The following is a 20,862-nucleotide window of genomic DNA, read 5'->3' as shown; positions in this document are numbered from 1 at the left end:
GGCGTCAAGTTATTGAGGCAGGTTTCATACAGGCAAGAAACCTATCGAGCAGTGAGACCTTTATAAGCAATCTTAACGCTCAATCCAAGCTAAAAGTTTGTATTGGCTTTTCCCCGCCGTTAAGGTTTGCGGTAACAAAACAAGGTTCGAGCGGGATTGTCACCAAAATGAGATCAGTTTTTTTCCATGCAATGGCAGGGCTTTGCAGCACCTTTCTCGTGTGCGCAGGGCTTTCGATTCCCGTAACAGCCGAGCCGTCTCATGGCATAGCTATGTATGGAGAGCCTGCGCTACCACCTGATTTTGTGTCCCTACCCTATGTGAACCCGGACGCCCCCAAAGGCGGGCGTCTGGTCGTGGGCAACACAGGCGGCTTTGACAGTTTGCACCCGTTCATCTTCAAAGGCTCCCCACCCTGGCAGCTCCGGTTTATGGGCTACGAAAGTCTCATGGCGCGTAACTGGGATGAACCTTTTTCGCTCTACGGGCTTCTGGCCGAATCGGTCGAGACTGGGCCGAATCGTGAATGGGTCGAATTTACCCTTCGTAAAGAGGCCCGATTCTCTGATGGAAGTCCCGTGACAGTCGAAGACGTGATCTGGAGCTACGAGATTTTAGGAACCAAAGGACATCCGCGCTACCGCACGCTGAAAGACCAGATCGAAAGCATTGAAGCCACAGGCCCCCGCTCTGTGAAGATGACCTTCAATACAGCCAACCGCGAGCTTGCCCTTGTTGCTGGGCTGCGCCCGATCCTTAAAAAGGCCCAATGGGAGGGGCACGATTTTGAGCGCTCGGGTTTTGAGTTGGCCCCTGTCGGTTCCTCCCCCTATGTCATCGGTTCCTACGAGCCAAACCGCTCCCTCACGCTAAAACGCAATCCCGACTACTGGGGCCGCGAGCTGCCCATCACTCAAGGCACTGCAAACGTCGATGAAATACGAATCGAGTTCTTCGCCGATGACACGGTTCTGAAAGAAGCCTTCAAAGCGGGTGTGCTCAATGTGGTGCGCGAGTACAATGCCAACAAATGGGACACGGCTTATGACTACCCCGCCATGGCGCGTGGTGATGTCGTGAAATCCGAAATTCCTGATGGTAACCCGTCGGGCATCACGGGACTCGTGATGAACACCCGTAACCCGCTTTTTGCCGATTGGCGCGTGCGCGAAGCGCTCATTCTCGCGTTCAACTTCGAGTTTATGAATGACGTTGTCACAGGCGGCGCCCAAAAGCGGATCACATCCTACTTTTCAGGCTCCGAACTCGGGATGAGCCACGGCCCCGCCACAGGCAAAGTCAAAACCTTGCTTGAGCCGTTTGCTGCTGATCTCCCTGAAGGTGTGCTTGAGGGCTATGCCCTGCCCGTCTCTGACGGCACGAAGCGGAACAGAACCAATCTGATTAAGGCGCAAAAGCTTCTGATAGAAGCGGGCTGGAGCGCTGAAAGCGGCACGCTGAAAAATGCTAACGGTGAAAACTTCGCTTTCAAAATCCTTCTCGCCAGCGGTTCGGGCGAGCTTGAAGCCTTTGCCAATATTTACATTCAGGCACTTGAGCGCTTGGGGATTAAGGCTGAAATTGAAAGCGTTGATAACGCACAGTATTTTGCGCGCCAAAACAGCTTTGACTTTGACATGACAGATATCCGCCGCGGCTTTTCTCTCAGCCCCGGCAACGAGCAAATGCTTTACTGGGGCAGCGAGGGCATCGACATGCCCGGCTCCCGAAACCTGATGGGAATGAACTCTCCAGCCGCCGAGGCCATGATCAAAACCATGGTGAGCACTGACGACAAGGAAGAGTTTGTCGCAAGCGTGCGCGCCCTTGACCGTGTGCTGACAGCCGGGCGCTACGTTATTCCGACTTATGCTTTCGGCATCAGCCGCATCGCGCATGTGAAAGAGTTGAAATACCCCTCTCATATCCCGATCAACGGCGATGGGTATTGGTTCATGCCTGATGTCTGGTGGTTTGAGAAGTAAGCTCTTCTTTCAGACCAGCGATGTCACCCAAAGCACCGTTGCATCATCGGAGCTGACAGAAACGACATTGTGCCCCATCGACGCATCATAATAGGCGCTGTCGCCGCGGCGCATTTCAACGGGTTCGTAAAACTCGGTGTATAGCTTGATGACACCGGTAAGCACATAAAGAAACTCTTCGCCATCATGGCGCACCCAGCCGTCAAACTCGTCCATTGTGCGCGCACGGATACGGGCTTGATATGGCAGCATCTTTTTGGCTGAAAGGCTCTCGCCCATCAGCATATGCTCGTAAGTGGTGGTTATATGTTCTGCACCGTCACCCGCTCGTGTCAGGCTCATGCGGGCAGTGGCCTGTGCCGTTTCGGGCGGTGTGAAAAGCTGCGGAACAGAGATTTCGAGCCCCTGCGCAAGCTTCTTGAGCGCTTCATACGTGGGTGACATCTGGCCGTTTTCGATCTTGGACAGGGTCGAGCGCGCCAGCCCTGCCTGCTTGCTGGCCTGCTCAAGCGTCAAGCCAAGACTCTTTCGCAAATCGCGGACACGCGCGCCGAGGTCGATCTGCTCGGGCGCAGGTGAATCACCACCTGCACGTGCAATTTTGATCAGGGATTTGGGGTCAGCCGCATTTGTCATTGCGCTTTCATAGGGCCTTGCGCAGCCCGCGCCAAGCCCTTAGCACCTGTGTCCATGCTGAGCATTGTTGATAACGGCCCTTTCGCGCCCTGCCCTCAGCCATTCAACATGGCAGCCCATGTGCTTGGCCGCGCATCTGCTCTGCCCGACAAAGCCGCGCTTGTGGTGATGGGAATGAACGCATCAACGCGCTGGAGCTATGCAGATATTGAGGCCGCTGTGCGCGGAACCGGCACAGGTTTGTTAAACATGGGTCTCAAAGCAGGCGATATCCTGCTCTTGCGGCTCGGAAACACGCCCGAGTTTCCGATTGCCTATCTCGGTGCCATCGCCGTTGGCATTGTCCCTGTCCCGACCTCTTCGCAGCTCACCCTCTCCGAGGTTGAGAAAATGGTAGACACACTCAGCCCCCGTGCCATTGCCTGTGGTACGGGTGTGGCAACTCCAGAGGCTGGCAATTTTATGAGCATCGGTGAGGCCGATCTGGCCGCGATGCATAAACTTTCACCCTGTGAATATGCTATGGGTGATCCTGATCGCATGGCCTATATTGTCTATACCTCCGGCACGTCTGGTAAGCCGCGCGCGGTTATACATGCACACCGCGCAATCTGGGCGCGCCAGATGATGATAAACGGCTGGTATGAGCTAAAGGAAAGTGACCGCTTGTGCCATGCAGGCGCGTTCAACTGGACCTATACGCTCGGTACGGGGCTGATGGATCCATGGACCATGGGAGCCACCGCGCTTATCCCTGAAAATGGCGTGGTGCCCGAACAGATACCACTCTTGTTACAGCAACATGAAGCAACAGTTTTCGCAGCAGCACCAGGTATTTACCGAAAGATGTTAAAGTCAGGCGACATGCCGGACTTACCAAGGCTGCGCCATGGGCTTTCGGCGGGTGAGAAACTCGGCACAGCTCTGCTCGAGCAGTGGCAGCGCGCGACAGGCAAGGAGCTTTTCGAGGCCTACGGTATGTCCGAATGCTCGACATTTATTTCCTCAAGCCCGGCACGCCCCGCAAAAGCAGGCGCGCTCGGGTCAGCGCAGTCCGGCCGAAAGATTGCGCTTCTCAGCAACGGCCAACCTGTGCCGCACGGGGAAACAGGACAAATTGCGGTTCACAAAAGCGATCCGGGTCTGATGCTGGGATATTTCGGTGCGCCTGAAGAGACAACCGCTCGCTTTGAGGGCGAGTGGTTTCTCACAGGTGACTTGGGCTTTCTGTCAGAGGAAGGCCAAATTCACTATCAGGGCCGCAATGACGACATGATGAACGCGGGTGGCTATCGTGTTTCCCCGCTCGAAGTAGAAGGCGCGTTACATAGTGTTGAGGGCCTTACAGCGCTTGCGGTAACAGATGTCGAAATTAAAGAGGATGTCCGCATCATCGCTGCCTTCTACACGGCGGAACACGATATTGACGAAGCTGCCCTGCAAGCACAGGCCGAGGCGAACCTTGCCTCCTATAAACGGCCCAAGCTCTACAAGCGCATTGAAGCCCTGCCACACGGGCCGAACAACAAGTTGCGACGTTCAGCGCTCAAAATGATGATTTAAGTTTGTTTTCGACCCACGCCTGCGGCGCGGGCCGATCCGTTGGGGGACGCTGTCTCCCAAACCCCCTGAGGTATTTTCAAACAGAAGAAGCATATGGGTTTTGCTTTTTCGCTCGGGCCGCTAAGAGAGAGGCGAAAGGCGGCCCACATGATCAAACTCGATATTATATCCGACCCGATTTGCCCTTGGTGCTATATTGGCAAGGCTCAACTTGACCGCGCGCTGGAGCAGCGGCCAGACCACCCTTTCGAAATTGAATGGCATCCGTTTCAGTTGAATCCCGACATGCCCGCAGGCGGCATGGACCGGCGCAGTTATCTTGAAACAAAGTTCGGCGGTAAGGACGCGGCCTTCAAGGCCTATCAACCTGTTGTAGAGCATGCGAAAAATGCAGGTGTGCAGATCGAGTTTGACAAGATCCAGACAACCCCGAACACACTGGATGCCCACCGCCTCATACACTGGGCCGGAATAGAGGGACGCCAAACACCTGTGGTGTCGGCGCTATTCAAAGCCTATTTCAAAGAGGGCCGTGACATTGGTTCGCATGAAGTTCTGGCCGATGTTGCCGATAGCATGGGCATGGATGCGGCCCTTGTGCTTAAACTTCTAGGCACAGACTCTGATGTGGACGATATCAAAAAGCGCGATGCGCATTCACGTGAAATGGGTGTCAATTCTGTGCCGACGTTCATTGTCGCGAGCCAGCACGCCGTTCCGGGTGCACAGCCACCCGAGCTTTGGCTCAAGGTGATTGACGAAGTTCTCCAAGGGGCGAGAGAGTGAACATTTCGACACGAGTAATCATCGTGCTTTTGGGCGTGGTGGTGGTTACAGGTACGGTTTTCTTCCGCTGGGCCGAAGGCTGGAGTTGGATTGACTCCTATTTCTTCACGGTCGTCACGCTTTCGACTGTGGGCTATGGCAATCTTGTCCCTGTCACAGTGATCGGCAAGATCGGCACGACCGTCTTCATATTTTCCGGTCTGGGTATTTTTGCGTTGGCCATCCAGCAGTTTGGCCATTTTGCTTTCCTGCAACGCCGCCGCAAAGCACTTGAAAAGCATCGTGAGTCAAAAGAATGAACACACTTAAAATGTCCAAGCCCGAGTTTATCGGGCTGATGGCAATGATCTTCGCCATGACAGCTTTTTCGATTGATGCGATGCTGCCGGCCCTGCCGACCATCGGACAAGAGCTCAGCCCGGACAATATCAACGCCGCACAGCTTATCCTCACATCTTTTGTGCTTGGTATGGGGATCGGAACGTTCTTTACGGGCCCACTTTCAGACAGTTTCGGGCGCAAGCCAGTGATCTATGCCGGCATAGCACTTTACATGGTTGGCGCCATGCTGGCTTGGGCAGCACAGACGCTTGAGCTTGTTCTCGCAGCACGGCTCGTTCAGGGGCTTGGTATCGCCGGTCCGCGAATTGTCAGCATCGCCATCATCCGCGATCTGTTTGAAGGCCGCCAAATGGCCAAGCTCGTTTCAACAGTCATGATGATTTTCACACTTGTGCCCGCCATTGCACCACTCATTGGCGCAGGTATCATTGCCCTCACGGGGTGGCGTGGTATTTTCGCCGCCTTCATTATCTTCGCATTCTTGGTGACATGCTGGTTCGGCTTCCGGCTTGAGGAAACCCTGCCCAAAGCCAAGCGCCGGCCGTTTGAGGCGGCAAAGCTCTGGAGCGCCTTGTCCGAGATGCTTTCTTTATCCGTTGTTCGAACTGTTCTCCTAGTTCAGACGTTTTGTTTTGCCGTCCTGTTTGCAGCCCTCTCCTCAATCCAGCAAATCTATGATGTCACCTTTGACCGTGCCGACAGCTTTCCCTTGTGGTTCGGTTTCGTGGCGATCCTGGCGGGGAGTGCGAGCATTTTGAATGCGGTTCTGGTTGTAAGGCTTGGCATGCAATTTCTCACAACGATAACACTTGCTGTTCAGGTCGCTTTATCCGGCAGCATGATTTTACTCACCATGCTCCCGCTCCCTGACGGGGTTTATTTCGGCTTGTTTGTCTTCTGGCAGTTTTCACTGTTTTCCATGGCGGGGCTCACACTCGGCAACCTCAACGCAATGGCCATGGAACCTTTGGGGCATATTGCGGGGCTGGCAGCTTCAATTCTGGGCGGCACATCGACAGTCTTTGCTATGGCTTTTGCTATTCCCATCGGCCTCGCCTTTGACGGAACACCGCGCCCGGCCGCGATTGGTGTGTTTGTGCTTACGGTTATGGGGCTCGTCTTTATGCTGCGCCTTGACCGCACGCCGCGCAGGAGAAGACACTAGCCCTAAACCGCTTGGCCCTGGCAGAAATATTTTCTGTATACTTTTGCATACCGTCTTTCTTTTGGCTGCCAATTAGGCTATCACGCGGCCAATTCTACTGACTCGCAGTTTGAGTCTGCGAACGCTCTGAACCCTCGATCGAGAAGGATTGAACATGGCTGATACACACACACCCGACATCATTTACACCAAAGTTGACGAGGCTCCCGAGCTGGCCAGCGCATCGCTTTTGCCGATTATCAAACGCTTTGCCTCAGCCGCCGATATTTCGGTTGGCACAAAAGACATCTCGCTGGCCGGCCGTATCCTTGCCGCCTTCCCCGATCATCTCACCGAAGAGCAGCGCCAGTCCGATGACCTTGCCGAACTTGGCGAGCTGGTGAAAACGCCTTCTGCCAACGTGATCAAGCTGCCCAATATTTCAGCCTCTGTGCCGCAGCTTGTGGCCGCAGTGAAGGAGCTTCAGTCGCAGGGATACGCCCTGCCCGACTATCCCGAAACGCCTAAGACAGACGCCGAGAAAGCCGTGCGTGCAACCTATGATACGCTCAAAGGCTCAGCCGTGAACCCTGTCTTGCGTGAAGGCAACTCAGACCGCCGCGCCGCTGCTGCCGTGAAAAACTACGCCCAAAACAACCCACACCGCATGGGCGAATGGACAGCCGAAAGCAAAACCCGCGTTGCTGCCATGCCGAGCGGAGATTTCTTCTCAAACGAGGTGTCGGCAACTTTGCCCAAAGCAGCCACAGCCAAGATCGTGCTGGAAACAGCGTCAGGCGAAACCGTGCTCAAAGAGGGTGTATCCTACCCCGCAGGCACGGTTGTTGATGCAACTTATATGAGCGCCGCAGCGCTTGATGCCTTCCTCGCGGATGAAATTGAAAAGACAAAAGCCGAAGGCACTCTGTTTTCACTGCACATGAAAGCCACCATGATGAAGGTCTCCGACCCGATCATCTTTGGCCATGCCGTAAAAGCCTTCCTCGCGCCTGTCTTTGAAGCCCACGGCGACAAAATGAAAGAGCTGGGTGTAAACCCAAACTCTGGCATGGGTGATCTGCTCGCACGCGTCAAAGACGAAGCCGATATCATGGCCGCAATTGACGCCTGCATGGCCGACCGTCCGCCCATGTATATGGTCGATTCAGACCGTGGCATCACCAACCTTCATGTTCCCTCCGATGTGATCATCGACGCCTCGATGCCCGCGCTCATCCGCGCAGGCGGCAAAGGCTGGGGCCCTGATGGCAAGGAAAACGATGCGAACTGTGTGATCCCGGACAATTCCTATGCGCCAGTCTATGACGAAAGCATCAAGTTCTTCAAAGAAAACGGCAAGCTTAACCCAGCCACAGCCGGCACAGTGCAAAACATCGGCCTTATGGCACAAAAAGCCGAAGAATACGGCTCGCACCCCACAACATTCGAAGTGCCCGAAGCGGGAACAGTCAAGATGATCCTCGACGATGGCACTGTGCTGCACAGTCATACTGTCGCCGCAGGCGATATATGGCGCTCGGCCTCCGCGCGCCAAGCCCCGATCGAAGACTGGGTAAACCTCGCAATCGACCGCCAGCGCGCCACAGGCTACCGTGCCATCTTCTGGCTCGATGCAAACCGCGCGCATGATGCCGAGCTAATCGCCTATGTGAAGCCTATCCTCGAGGCCAAAGGCGTTGCTGACAAATTCGAGATCATGGCCCCACGTGAAGCCACGCGTGCTTCGCTGGAAACCATCACCAAGGGCGAAAACACCATCGCCATCACAGGCAATGTGCTGCGCGACTATCTGACGGATCTTTTCCCGATCCTCGAGCTGGCCACCTCGGCCAAAATGCTCTCGATTGTAAAACTCATGCAGGGCGGCGGCCTCTTTGAAACGGGCGCTGGCGGCTCGGCCCCCAAACACGTGCAGCAGCTTGAAGCCGAAAATCACCTCCGCTGGGACAGCTTGGGCGAGTTCTGCGCCTTGGGTGAAAGCCTCCAGTTCTTTGCCGATGCAAAAGGCAACGAAAAAGCCCGCGTTCTGGGCAAGGCAGTCGATGCTGCCACCCAAGGCATCCTTGATAACAACCGCTCGCCAAGCCGCAAAGTCGGCGAGCCTGACAACCGCGACAGCCACTACTGGTTTGCCCGCTACTGGGCCGAAGCTCTGGCAGCACAGTCGGATGATGCAGACCTTGCTGCCGAGTTTGCCCCTGTCGCCAAAGCTCTGGCTGATGGTGAAAGCGCAATCGTTGCCGAACTTGCTGCCGCTCAAGGCAAGCCTGCTGACACGGGCGGGTATTACCACGCCGACGCAGCCAAACTTGCTGCGGTCATGAGACCAAGCAAAACGCTCAATGCGATCATCGGCTAAAACACAGGGGGCGCTCGGGAAACCGGGCGCCTCACTTCTTTCAGGCAAACGAGGCACGTTATGAACAAGATCAAGGTTGAAAACCCCATTGTCGAAATGGACGGTGACGAGATGACCCGCATCATCTGGCAGTTCATCAAAGACAAGCTCATCCTGCCGTATCTCGACATCGACCTGCTCTATTACGACCTCGGGATCGAAGAGCGCGACCGCACCAATGACCAAATCACAATCGATGCGGCCGAAAAGACCAAAGAAGTCGGCGTCGCAGTGAAATGCGCGACCATCACCCCGGATGAAGCTCGCGTTGAAGAGTTTGGCCTCAAGGAAATGTGGAAATCCCCCAACGGCACAATCCGCAACATCCTCGGCGGTGTGGTCTTTCGCAAACCTATCATCTGCAAGAACGTCCCGCGCCTTGTGCCCGGCTGGACAAAGCCCATTGTGATCGGTCGTCACGCTTTTGGTGATCAATACAAAGCGACAGACTTCAAATTCCCAACCGCCGGCAAGCTCACCATGAAGTTTGAGGGAGAAGACGGCGAAGTTATCGAACGTGAAGTTTATGACGCCCCATCTGCGGGTGTTTTCATGGGTATGTATAACCTCGATGACAGCATCCGCGACTTTGCCCGCGCCTCGTTTAACTACGGGCTCGACATCGGCTGGCCTGTCTATCTCAGCACCAAAAACACTATTCTCAAGCAATATGACGGACGTTTTCTCGAGCTTTTCCAAGAGATTTTCGACGCCGAATTCAAAGAGGCGTTTGACGCCAAAGGCATCGAATACCAGCACCGCCTGATCGACGATATGGTCGCCTGTGCAATGAAATGGAACGGAGGCTTTGTCTGGGCCTGTAAAAACTACGACGGCGATGTGCAGTCTGACACTGTTGCCCAAGGCTTCGGCTCGCTCGGCATGATGGCCAGCCAGCTCATGACCCCCGATGGCAAGATCGTCGAGGCAGAGGCGGCCCATGGAACTGTCACGCGCCACTATCGCCAGCATCAGGCAGGCGAGGCCACGTCAACCAACTCCATCGCCTCGATCTATGCATGGACAGGCGGCCTGAAGCACCGGGCCAAGCTCGATGGAAACGTGGCCCTCACGACTTTTGCCGAAACGCTTGAAAAGGTCATCATCGACACTGTTGAAAGTGGCTTCATGACCAAAGATCTCGCACTACTGGTTGGCCCCGAGCAAGGCTGGCTGACCACAATGGGCTTTCTTGAAAAGATAGACGAGAACCTCAGAAAGGCGCTCGCCGGTTAAGCTATAGGTGGGGTAAGATCATCTCGATAATAAGATGATCGCAAAATTCTCGACGGATGTCTCTGCGCGCTTTGCTATGGCAGACATCAAGGATACAACTGAGCTTCCAGTCTGAAAGAATCCCTAATGCCCTATATCTATCTGGCCATCGCCGTTGCTTTTGAAACCATAGGAACCTCGGCCATGCAGGCCAGCCAGCAATTCACGCGCCTTTGGCCATCGGTTCTGGTGGTCGCAGCCTATGCCATCAGCTTTTACTTCCTGTCGATGGTTCTGCGCTTCATGCCCGTCGGCGTGGTTTATGCGCTTTGGTCAGGGCTCGGTATCGTTTTCATCGCTATGATCGGCTTCGTTGTGTTCGGCCAAAAGCTGGACCTGCCCGCTGTGCTGGGCCTCGGTCTCATCATAACGGGCATTGTGGTCATCCAGCTCTTTTCAAACGCCACTCCGCATTAAAACGCCCGCTCTTCTTCTGTTCAAAAATACCTTGGGGGTGCGGGGGGCTAGCCCCCCGCCGCAGCGATTTGGCGCAGCCAAAGCGCAACTCTTTTGTCCGTATACTGTCCATACTGTTGTATGGACAGTATGCCACATAGTCCGCCACACAAGTCTAGTTGGCTGGCAAACTCAGTCTTTCACACTCAAGCGTTTGAGCAGACTCGACGTATCCCAACGTCCACCGCCCATCTTTTGCACATCCTTGTAAAACTGGTCCACAAGAGCCGTTACAGGCAAGCTCGCGCCTGTCTCGTCTGCTGTCTCAAGACAGATACCAAGGTCTTTGCGCATCCAGTCCACAGCAAACCCGTGCTCGAATTTGCCGTCCAGCATGGTTTCATGACGGTTCTGCATCTGCCAACTTCCCGCAGCCCCCTGCGAGATCACTTCAACCACATCGCGCCCGTCAAGGCCCGCACATTGAGCAAAGTGCAACGCTTCCGAGAGGCCTTGCACAAGCCCGGCAATGGCAATCTGATTGCACATCTTGGTCATCTGCCCTGCGCCGCTTTCGCCAATCCTGCGGCAAATGCGGGCGTAGGCCGCCATCACAGGTTCCGCCTTCGCAAAATGCGCAGCATCGCCGCCGCACATCACAGAGAGCACGCCGTTCTCGGCCCCGGCTTGCCCGCCAGAAACGGGAGCATCGACAAAACCAATGCCTTTGTCTTTTGCAGCATTATAAAGTTCAGCGGTCACCTTGGCTGAAACAGTCGTATGATCAACAAAGCACGCACCCTCCCCCATACCTGCAAAAGCGCCCTCGCCTCCGAGACAGACGGCACGCAAATCATTGTCATTGCCAACACAGGCCATCACAAAGTCAGCCCCCTCAGCAGCTTCCCGAGGTGACGCAGCGCTGCGTCCGCCGTGCTCCGCGGCCCAAGCCTCGGCCTTGGTTGCTGTTCGGTTATACACGCAGACATCATGCCCTGCGGCTTTCAGGTGGCCAGCCATAGGATAACCCATTACACCGAGACCCAGAAAAGCGAGTTTTGCCATAGTCTTTCCCCTTGCATTCAAACGTCTTATCGTTTGTGTCGGGCATAGGGCTGCTTGGCAAGCCCAAACGCTGTATTCGGGCCCGCATGAAAACAAGGGAAGACATATGCTGATAGTGTTTCGCTGGCTGATCCGCATCGCCGCAGTGCTCATTGCCTTTACGGTTCTGGCCGTTTTAGGGGTCTATTACCTCGCCTCCCGCTCCTTGCCTGATTATGATAAATCCCTTGAAGTCGCTGAGTTGTCAGCCCCTCTGCGTATCCTGCGCGATCATTCCAACATCCCGCATATCTTTGCGAGCGAGCCTGAAAAAGGCGATGAACCCGTCTATTTCGGGCTTGGCTATGCACATGCACAAGACCGCCTCTGGCAAATGACGCTCCTGCGTCGCACGGCACAGGGCCGCCTCTCCGAGGTCTTTGGAGCGTCCACACTTCCCATTGACAAGCTTTTGCGGCGGTTTGATATTTACACTTTGGCGCGCTCTTCTGTAGCCGCTCAGGATCCTGAAACCCTTGCTGCACTTGAAGCCTATGCCGCAGGCGTCAACGCACGGCTTGCCGAAATTAACGACAGCGCTTTGGGCCGCGGCGCGCCCGAGATGTTCCTGTTCAACGCTCCCATATCGCCGTGGCGGCCTGAAGACTCATTGGCAATCCTCAAGCTTATGGCCGTCCAGCTCTCGGGTCAGGCTGCCGATGAAGTCCTGCGCGCCCGCACAGCACTTCTGCTCGACAATGAAGACCGCTTGAAAGATATCCTGCCAGATGTGCCGGGAACAGGCGTCGCTGCGCTGCCGGAATATGCCAGCCTTTTCCCGACAGCCACATTTCCCTCACAGTTCGCTGCGAACAATGAGGCGGACATCACCCGCCATCCGCTCTCTCCGCTCAAGAACCGAGCGTTTGCAGGCGCATCCAACGCATGGGCTGCTGCGCCCTCTCGCTCGGCTACGGCAGGCACTCTTTTGGCCAATGATCCGCATCTTGGTCTGACAGCCCCGGCTATATGGTATCTCGCACGCCTAGAACTCGAAACAGGCGGTGTCATAGGCGCGACAATTCCCGGTATGCCAATCGTTCTGGCGGGGCGCAGTGAAAGCCTCGGTTGGGGGCTCACATCGTCCTATCTTGATGATCAGGACATTTTCATGGAAGAGCTCAATCCTGCAAACAATGAAGAATACCGCACTCCTGATGGCTACAAAGCCTTTGAGACCCGACGCTCGATCATCAAGATCAAGGATGCAGCTCCAGTCACACTCATCATGCGCAGTACAGATAACGGTCTGGTCCTGCCGCCCAGCTTTCATAATGTCAGCGCAGTCACCCCGTCGGGTCATGTCGCATCCCTCGGATGGACAGCGCTAGAGCCCGCCGACACCTCGATGAGTGCGGCCTTTCACCTTATGCGCGCGCAAAACATAGACGAAGCCCTCGGCGCGAGCGCGCTTTACATTGCCCCCTCTCAAAACCTGACACTCGCCGATAAAGACAACATCGCATTGAAAACCATAGGTGCAATGCCCCGCCGTGATGCCAACGCAGAAGGTCAGGGCCGCATTCCTGCCCGTGGATGGCTTACCCAAAACCGCTGGCAAGGTGTCTTCCCCGCCTCGGCCAACCCCGAATTTATCCGCCCTGCCGGTGGTATTGTCGGCAATACAAACAACAAACTGCTCGAGCGCCCCTTTCCGCTGCATGTGTCTTATTCTTGGGGCGACACGCAGCGCATTCTGCGTTGGCAGCGGCTTATGCAAGGGCGCAAAGCGCACACCCGCGACAGTTTTGTGGAAGCTCAACTGGATACCGTCAGTTATACCGCGCGGACACTCTTGCCGCTGGTTGCTGCCGATCTTTGGTTCACAGGTGAAGCTGCTGCTGAAGGCACACCAGAGCGCCGCCGACAGATCGCACTGAACTTGCTGGCAGGCTGGAACGGCAACATGAACGAGCACTTGCCCGAGCCCCTGATCTATTCGGCTTGGATGCGTTTTTTGCAAGAACGTCTCATTCGCGACGAACTTGGCCCGCTCGCCGAAGAGTATATCCACATGGAGCCTCTCTTTGTTGAACGGGTCTTCCGCAATATCGATGGAGCAGGCGTGTGGTGCAACATCATCCAGTCTTCAGCTACAGAATCTTGCACAGACATCGCCCGCCTCGCTCTCGATGACGCGCTGGTCTGGCTCGACGAAACCTATGGAACCTCGATCGAGGCACTTCGCTGGGGCGATGCCCACGAGGCCACCCATGACCACGCCGTTCTCGGCGAAGTTCCTATTCTGCGTTATTTTGTAAACATCCGCCAAAGCACCTCGGGCGGTGACAATACACTCATGCGCGGCCGCACCAGCGGCACCTCTCCCTATCCGTTCCAGAATGTGCATGCCGCTGGCTACCGGGGGGTCTATGATTTTACCGATCCGGACAGTTCTGTCTTTATTCTCTCGACAGGTCAGTCAGGCCACCCGCTTTCGCGTCACTATGATGATATGGCACAGCTCTGGCGGCGCGGTGAATATATTACAATGTCGCTTGATGAAGGTCTTGCCCGCGCAGCTTCGGTGGGAGAAACCTTGCTGATCCCCAAAACCGACTGAGCCACAGCAGTACTACAACCTTCAAAGTTTGGAAAACTGATCGGCCTGCCGCGCTGTCCAGCGCACTTTGAGAGTGTAACCTTCCTCTGTCTGGCGCTCGGCCTCGACAACGCCCTGATCAAAGAGCCAAGCCCGCTTGCGCCCCTCGGCAAAACTCAGGCGCAAAGCCTCACTCTTTTTGAGGCCTTGCAAAGCAACCGAAACGGCTTGCATCAGTTCCTCTAGTCCCACACCCGTCAGAGACGAAACTGCAAACACACCTTCGCTGCGTGCCGCCTGGGTTTGTACCGCTTGCGCAGCCTCAGGGTCTAGCAGATCAACTTTATTCAAAACTTCAAACATTGGAGTTTCGTCTTTAATTCCAAGACCTTCAAGGATGACCTTCACGTCCTGTGCCTGTGCGTCTGTCTCGGCATGAGCGATGTCGCGCACATGCAGAATTAGATCGGCACTCAAAACTTCTTCGAGGGTGGCGCGGAAAGCCGCAACAAGCTCGGTCGGCAAGTTCGAGATGAATCCCACCGTATCCGACATAATCACTTCCAGCCCCGAAGCGCCAAGCTCGACTTTGCGCATTGTCGGATCAAGCGTGGCAAAAAGCATATCTTTTGCCATCACGTCTGCGCCTGTCAGGCGGTTGAAAAGCGTTGATTTTCCTGCGTTGGTATATCCCACCAGAGCCACAATCGGAAATGGCACCTTGGCACGGCTCTTACGGTGCAACTCGCGGGTTTTGACAACTTTGGCTAGCTGACGGCGCAGCCGGACCAACTGCTCGTCAATCGCACGGCGGTCCGCCTCGATCTGTGTTTCCCCTGGCCCGCCGACAAAGCCAAGCCCGCCACGTTGGCGCTCAAGGTGGGTCCAGGCCCGTACCAACCGCGTGCGCTGATAGCTCAAGGCCGCCATCTCGACTTGTAAAACGCCCTCTCGGGTGCGCGCACGATCCGAAAAGATTTCCAGAATAAGCCCGGTGCGATCGAGTATCTTCACACCCCACTTTTTCTCGAGGTTGCGTTGCTGCACTGGGCTTACAGGCCCGTCAATCAGCACGAGTTCAACTTCGTTCGTTTCTAGCTTTTCCTTGATCTCGTCAAGTTTGCCCTTGCCAAACAAAAGGCCCGGGTGCGGCTTTTTCAAACGAACGACATCCGCTCCGACAATTTCAAGCCCGGGCATGGCTTCACCAAGCGCCACAGCTTCTTCAAGCGCGTGTGCAGGTGTCCGAGTTTGTTCGTCTTTGCGGATGATATCGGGGTGAAGAACCCACGCCCGTGTCAGCGCCGGATCATGTTCGCTCACTGAGCCTCTTCACCCTCGTAAAGCGAGATCGGCTGTGCGGGCATAATCGTGCTGATTGCATGTTTGTAAACCAGCTGGCTCTGCCCGTCGCGGCGCAAGAGCACGCAGAAATTATCAAACCACGTGATCACACCTTGCAGCTTGACGCCGTTGATCAAGAAAATAGTGACAGGTGTCTTTGTTTTGCGGACGTGATTCAGGAATGCATCCTGAAGATTTTGACGGTCGGAAGCCATGGTTCTAATGCCTTATTGTCAGTTTCCGGCCGTGCTTCGGCCGAGTGGTGGCTTTCAGTATGTTCTACGAAATCGGAATGTTAAACCCCCCAAACGCCTGAGAGTTGCAAACCTGTTGCGCCCACGCGTCAGTCGCGCCAGAGAGACGGGTTGAACATGGCAATGATTGCCAGCGTTTCTAGCCTTCCCACCACCATCGCAGCGCAAAGCGTAAGTTTGGCTGCCACACTGAGCTGGCCTAAAAGGATAGGCGTCTCTGCCGCCGCATGTACAAGCGGCCCGGTTGTTGAAAGCGCCGCAACCGAGAGAATGGTCGCATTCTCGAAGCCTACTCCTGTGGCCGCCAACAACAGCATGACAACCGTGAGCGAGATGGCAAAAAGCATGAAGAAAATCCAGGCTATATAAGCCCCTTTGGACCGGATGCGCCGGCTCTGGCTGCTGGCCCGTCCAACGGAAGAAGGATGCACAAGCCTCTCCATCTCGCGCAGCCCGTTCAGGTATAGCGCATAAACACGCAAGAGTTTAACGCCCCCTGCCGTTGTCGCAACGCCTCCGCCAATCAATGAAAGGCCTAGCAAAATAAGCCCCGGTGCACCAAGACCCGACCAGCCCCGCGCCTCTTCCCAATCGGCACTTTCAAATCCTGTTGTGGTCAGAAACGACATAACAGTAAAGAAGCTGCCCCAAAGAGCACGCAAGGCTGCCATAATATTCTCGTCCTGAGCCACCTCAAAAGAAGCAACCCAGTGTCGCACAAACAGAAGCAGCGTCACCCCGAAAACAATCAGCATCCCCATGCGAAACTCCGGATCATTGTGCAGCCCGTGTCTCCTTGTGGTGATGGTGTCGGTCGAAAATGTCAGCCGAGAAAGACCGAAGAACAGAAACAGAAATACAACAAACTCGCCACGTATGCCCGAGTTGCTCCCCTCAAGCCCTCCTGTTGCCGAGATACCGCTTGTCGAGAGTGTCGACATCGCATGAATCACGGCCACAAGTGGCGTATCCCCACTGATTATGAGGCAGACTGCCAAAACCGCGGTGAGACCTAGATAAAGAGGCGCAAGCCCCTCCAGCCCACGCTTGAGGCGCCTTGTGTCATTGCTCGGAACATAGCGATCGAGCGGGATATCACCGCGCCCAGGCTCGGCGGAAGCGGTCACTTCGAACCCGCCAAGCGCCAGCGGAGCCAATACAGCCGCCGCCGTAATCCAGATAAACAAGCCTCCAAGCCAGCCCACCTGCGCACGCCACAAATGCATCGTCCCCGAAAGCCGCCCGGGCTCAAACAGAGGCGCACCGGTGGTGGTAAAAGCCGAGACCATCTCGAAGTAAGAATTCATGAAGCTTGTGGTCTGCACCGCTTCATAAAATGGCCAGGCGAGCATCAAGGGCAGCAGGAAGTATGCTGCGACAACAGCAGCAAGGTTGCCCAAACCGCCGCGCCTGCGCACATGGCCAGCACTCAGGGTGATCACGATCAAGACCGAGACAAACAACCCCAGTGTGCCCGCATAGAAAAACACTCGCGCCTCATGATGGTTGTTCCAGCTCAATGCGTGCACAGCCGGCACATACATGGACACAGAGGCCAGCAACGTAAGCTGCAAAAACAGGGGTATTTCGGCGATGCGCATCATCGGCTTCAGAAAAAGTCGATGGACACTTGGAGAAGCCGTTCCACCTCGGCGACATCATCTGTCATGGCAAAGAGCACAATCACATCGCCCTCTTCCACGCGGGTTTCTCCTTGTGGTTTTATGACCTTACCATTTTTCATCAGCGCCCCGATAAGCACCCCTTCAGGGAAATCAATATCACGAATTGCCTGTCCTGAGATCGGCGAAGTCGAAAGCACTTCCGCCTCGATGATTTCGGCCTCTGCATCTCCGATCGAGTAAACACCTTTCACACGGCCGTGGCGGATGTGGCGCAAAATCGAGCTGACAGTTGTCGCACGCGGGTTGATGTAAGCGTCAATCCCCATCGGCCCCATCAGCGGAATGAGCGTAGGGTCATTGATGAGAGCAATCGCCATGGGGCAGCCCTCGCTCTTGGCGCGCACCGCTGCCAAAAGGTTGGTTTTGTCATCATCCGTCACACACAGCACAGCATCGGCACGCTCGATATTAGCCTCCGCAAGCAGTGCGGCATCAAGCCCGTCCCCGTTCAGGACAATGGTGCGTTCCAGGGCATCGGCGGCATGTTCGGCTGTCTTTCTGTTGCGCTCGATCACCTTGGCACGAATGCGCGTCTCGTGCTTTTCAAGCGCTTGCGCAACTGTCAGGCCCACATTGCCGCCACCGATCAGCACAACGCGTTCCTGTTTGGCCGAACTTTTGCCAAACACTTCAAGCGTGCGCGGCACATCCTCGCGCGCAATGCAAAGATAGCATTCATCATTTACAAAAATCTGGTCCCCCGCTTCAGGGGCAAACAGCCGCCCGTCGCGGCGGATGCCGATTACGATCACTTTCAATGTCGAGAAAAGATCAGTCAACTGGCGCAAAGGCGTGTTGATCACAGGACAATCGGCGGCAATCCGGATGCCTAGCATCTGCACCTTTCCGTCCATGAAGTTTTCAATGTCAAACGCCGAGGGCACTGACAGACGGCGCAGCGCGGCCTCGGCCACTTCACGTTCCGGGCTGATCACAACATCAATCGGCAAGTGATCTCGCCGGTAAAGATCGGAGTAAATCGCTGTAAGATAGCTTTGCGCGCGCAAACGCGCTATTTTCCGCGGCACAGAAAAGATCGAATGGGCCACCTGACAGATCACCATATTGACCTCGTCAGAATACGTCGCCGCAATCACCATATCGGCATCACGCGCGCCCGCCTTGTCCAAAATATCAGGGTATGAGGCAAAACCCGCAATTCCCTGCACATCGAGCGTATCCATTGCGCGGCGCACAAGGTCGGGGTTGCTGTCGATGACCGTTACGTCATTGGCTTCTCCCGCGAGATGGCGCGCAATCTGCCAACCAACTTGCCCTGCGCCGCAAATAATAACCTTCATGGGATATCCCTATACCTTGATGAGGTTTCGTGCCAGATGCGCCTTTGGGCGTCAATGGGCGTCAATGGGCGTCAGTTTATTCGTCCGTTCAGCAACGCGCCGCTGTTTTCGGCAAAACTTTGCGCGGATGGACAAATTCCAGCTGTAAGCACATGACTTCCCCGCATTTTTAACCCAAAGTCAACGCACGGCTTATAAGGAACGCTATGAAACACTCTGCACTTTGGCTCATCACCGCTCTGGCCCTCGCGGGTTGCGGCCCCCTTGGACTTTATTACAAGGAAGGCGTCAGCGTCCAGTCGGCAAAAGATTCCGAAACCACCTGCAAAATTGCCGCTGCCCAAGATGTCCCGGTGCGCAACGTAACCCGCGTTATCCCCGGTCGTCACATCCCGCCGCGTCGTATTTGCGATGCCAAAAACAACTGCGTTGTGAAAGGTGGTGTCTTTTTGCCACCCGAGTTTATAACCGAGGATGCCAATGCCTCCCTGCGCAAAGATGCTGCTGACATTTGTATGCGTAAAAAAGGCTTTGTCTTTACCCGCTTGCCCGCCTGCAAAGAAAGCGTAAAAAGCGGCACGGCTCCCGCTGTAACAACACGCTTGCCCAAGCTCACACCCAAAGCTTGCGTGATCCACAATCAAGGCGGCACTTGGCAAATCGTTACGCCGTAACGCTATTCTTCTTCATCTTCATGCAGCGCCACCCGAGCGCCAGAGCGGTTTGACGTCACAACGCCAAGCGATTTTAGCTTGCGGTGCAAGGCCGAGCGCTCCATCCCGACAAACTGTGCAGTCCGCGAGATGTTTCCACCAAAGCGATTGATCTGAGTCAGCAAATACTCGCGCTCGAACTCTTCTCGGGCTTCGCGCAAAGGCAGTGTCGCCATCACGCTGGGCAAAACAATCTTGCCGTTCTGCTCACCCGTTTGCGCAACGTCACCCACTGAAAGTTCCTTACCTGTAATTTCACCGCCACCGGCTCCCATAATGAGCAAGCGTTCGATCATGTTTTTAAGTTGGCGCAGGTTTCCAGGCCAAGTCATGGTTTGCAAAAGCGCCAGCGCATCGTCCGAAATCACCCGCGCAGTCAGCCCTTGTTCTTTTTGCAAACGTTCGATGAAGTATTGCGCCAATGTTGGAATATCATCGCGCCGCTCTTCCAGCGAAGGAACCGCAATCGGAACAACATTGAGACGGTGGTAAAGCTCTTCACGGAAGCGGCCTTCTGCGACTTCGGTTTCAAGTATTTTGGCGGTCGATGAAACAACCCTCAAATCAACCTTCACCTTATTGGCACCGCCCACGCGCAGGAACTGCTGATCCACGAGCACCCGTAAAATTTTGGTTTGCGTGCCAAGCGGCATATCGGCGATTTCGTCAAAATAGATAATTCCGCCGTTGGCCTCTTCCAACAATCCGAGTTCGACGCCCTTTTCAGCACTCTCGCGACCAAAGAGCAGGTTTTCCATTTGCTCGGGTTCGATAGCGGCACAGCCCACTGTCACAAACGGCGCATTGGCGCGGTTGGAGTTCATATGAATATAGCGTGCTGCCGTTTCTTTGCCGGAGCCTGAAGGTCCTGTCAGCATGACCCGCCCATTTGATTTTGTCACCTTGTCGAGCTGCCCCTGCATCGCGCGGAAGGCAGCAGAATTGCCGATCATTTCTGATGGCACAGTGTCCTTGCGCTTCAACTCGATATTCTCGCGGCGCAACCGCGAGGTTTCCATTGCGCGGCGGATCACAACAAGCAACTGGTCAATATTGAAGGGCTTCTCGATAAAATCGTAAGCCCCCTGTTTGATAGCAGCGACAGCAATTTCGATATTGCCATGCCCCGAAATAATCACAACAGGCACTTCAGGATAATCTGTCTTCACGGCTTTCAGGATGTCTATCCCATCCATCTTGCTGTCTTTCAGCCAGATATCGAGAATAAGCAGCCCTGGCCGCGCCTCGTGTATCAGCTTCATCGCGTCGTCAGAGTTGCCCGCGAGCCGTGTAGAATAGCCCTCGTCTTCCAGAATATCCGAGATAAGCTCCCGAATGTCGCGTTCGTCATCTACAATCAGAATATCACTCAT

The 20,862-nt window shown here is 55.2% G+C and carries 17 protein-coding genes; 10 read left to right on the top strand and 7 right to left on the bottom strand.

What is annotated here, in order from left to right; genetic code table 11:
- The first annotated feature begins 167 nt into the window (after window positions 1-167).
- On the top strand, window positions 168-1,985 hold the full coding sequence (locus OE750_RS04485; protein WP_412176195.1) for an extracellular solute-binding protein: 1,818 nt from the start codon (window positions 168-170) through the stop codon (window positions 1,983-1,985).
- Window positions 1,986-1,994: 9 nt separating this feature from the next.
- Here OE750_RS04485 and OE750_RS04480 read toward each other — a convergent pair whose 3' ends face one another.
- On the bottom strand, window positions 1,995-2,621 hold the full coding sequence (locus tag OE750_RS04480) for a helix-turn-helix domain-containing protein (RefSeq protein WP_263761860.1): 627 nt from the start codon (window positions 2,619-2,621) through the stop codon (window positions 1,995-1,997).
- Window positions 2,622-2,675: 54 nt separating this feature from the next.
- Between OE750_RS04480 and OE750_RS04475 the strand changes: the two genes are divergently transcribed.
- The 7 genes from OE750_RS04475 (at window position 2,676) to OE750_RS04445 (ending at window position 10,567) form a co-directional block, all read left to right on the top strand.
- Window positions 2,676-4,184: a class I adenylate-forming enzyme family protein gene (locus OE750_RS04475; protein ID WP_263761858.1), complete on the top strand. Its 1,509-nt coding sequence runs from the start codon at window positions 2,676-2,678 to the stop codon at window positions 4,182-4,184.
- A gap of 147 nt (window positions 4,185-4,331) precedes the next feature.
- On the top strand, window positions 4,332-4,970 hold the full coding sequence (locus OE750_RS04470; RefSeq protein ID WP_263761855.1) for a DsbA family oxidoreductase: 639 nt from the start codon (window positions 4,332-4,334) through the stop codon (window positions 4,968-4,970).
- Window positions 4,967-5,269, top strand: coding sequence for a potassium channel family protein (locus OE750_RS04465; protein WP_263761853.1), 303 nt, complete (start codon window positions 4,967-4,969; stop codon window positions 5,267-5,269). Before OE750_RS04470 ends, OE750_RS04465 begins: the two co-directional genes overlap by 4 nt.
- Complete coding sequence (locus OE750_RS04460; protein ID WP_263761851.1) at window positions 5,266-6,477, top strand: MFS transporter; 1,212 nt, start codon at window positions 5,266-5,268, stop codon at window positions 6,475-6,477. The genes OE750_RS04465 and OE750_RS04460 overlap by 4 nt, the downstream gene beginning before the upstream one ends.
- A 154-nt stretch (window positions 6,478-6,631) precedes the next feature.
- Entirely contained in the window at window positions 6,632-8,836 is a 2,205-nt protein-coding gene (locus tag OE750_RS04455) for an NADP-dependent isocitrate dehydrogenase (protein ID WP_263761849.1), read from the top strand.
- A 60-nt stretch (window positions 8,837-8,896) separates the two neighbouring features.
- On the top strand, window positions 8,897-10,111 hold the full coding sequence (locus tag OE750_RS04450) for an NADP-dependent isocitrate dehydrogenase (protein ID WP_263761847.1): 1,215 nt from the start codon (window positions 8,897-8,899) through the stop codon (window positions 10,109-10,111).
- A 126-nt stretch (window positions 10,112-10,237) separates the two neighbouring features.
- Window positions 10,238-10,567 carry an SMR family transporter gene (locus OE750_RS04445; protein ID WP_263761845.1) on the top strand — a complete coding sequence of 110 codons (330 nt, stop codon included), beginning with the start codon at window positions 10,238-10,240 and terminating at the stop codon, window positions 10,565-10,567.
- A gap of 171 nt (window positions 10,568-10,738) precedes the next feature.
- Here OE750_RS04445 and OE750_RS04440 read toward each other — a convergent pair whose 3' ends face one another.
- A complete protein-coding gene (locus OE750_RS04440; protein ID WP_263761843.1) occupies window positions 10,739-11,611 on the bottom strand; it encodes an NAD(P)-dependent oxidoreductase in 873 nt (290 codons plus the stop codon).
- A gap of 106 nt (window positions 11,612-11,717) precedes the next feature.
- On the opposite strand from OE750_RS04440, the gene OE750_RS04435 reads away from it, so the two are divergent.
- Entirely contained in the window at window positions 11,718-14,213 is a 2,496-nt protein-coding gene (locus OE750_RS04435; protein WP_263761841.1) for a penicillin acylase family protein, read from the top strand.
- 21 nt (window positions 14,214-14,234) lie between these two features.
- Here the strand turns inward: OE750_RS04435 and hflX are convergent, their stop codons facing one another.
- From hflX to trkA, 4 genes are all read right to left on the bottom strand, one after another.
- Window positions 14,235-15,515, bottom strand: coding sequence for a GTPase HflX (gene hflX / locus OE750_RS04430; protein ID WP_263761839.1), 1,281 nt, complete (start codon window positions 15,513-15,515; stop codon window positions 14,235-14,237).
- Window positions 15,512-15,751: an RNA chaperone Hfq gene (hfq, locus tag OE750_RS04425; RefSeq protein ID WP_089891201.1), complete on the bottom strand. Its 240-nt coding sequence runs from the start codon at window positions 15,749-15,751 to the stop codon at window positions 15,512-15,514. Before hfq ends, hflX begins: the two co-directional genes overlap by 4 nt.
- Before the next feature lie 128 nt (window positions 15,752-15,879).
- Window positions 15,880-17,394 carry a TrkH family potassium uptake protein gene (locus tag OE750_RS04420; protein WP_263761834.1) on the bottom strand — a complete coding sequence of 505 codons (1,515 nt, stop codon included), beginning with the start codon at window positions 17,392-17,394 and terminating at the stop codon, window positions 15,880-15,882.
- A 5-nt stretch (window positions 17,395-17,399) separates the two neighbouring features.
- The gene (gene trkA, locus OE750_RS04415) at window positions 17,400-18,776 is read right to left on the bottom strand and encodes a Trk system potassium transporter TrkA (protein WP_263761831.1); all 1,377 of its coding nucleotides are present in this window, start codon (window positions 18,774-18,776) and stop codon (window positions 17,400-17,402) included.
- A gap of 206 nt (window positions 18,777-18,982) precedes the next feature.
- On the opposite strand from trkA, the gene OE750_RS04410 reads away from it, so the two are divergent.
- Window positions 18,983-19,450 carry a hypothetical protein gene (locus tag OE750_RS04410; protein WP_263761830.1) on the top strand — a complete coding sequence of 156 codons (468 nt, stop codon included), beginning with the start codon at window positions 18,983-18,985 and terminating at the stop codon, window positions 19,448-19,450.
- A gap of 2 nt (window positions 19,451-19,452) precedes the next feature.
- Here the strand turns inward: OE750_RS04410 and OE750_RS04405 are convergent, their stop codons facing one another.
- On the bottom strand, window positions 19,453-20,862 hold the full coding sequence (locus OE750_RS04405) for a sigma-54-dependent transcriptional regulator (RefSeq protein WP_263761827.1): 1,410 nt from the start codon (window positions 20,860-20,862) through the stop codon (window positions 19,453-19,455).

This window comes from Lentibacter sp. XHP0401, assembly GCF_025751535.1.
In the GTDB taxonomy this organism is placed as follows: Bacteria; Pseudomonadota; Alphaproteobacteria; order Rhodobacterales; family Rhodobacteraceae; genus Lentibacter.
This window is presented reverse-complemented; position numbering and strand designations above follow the sequence as displayed.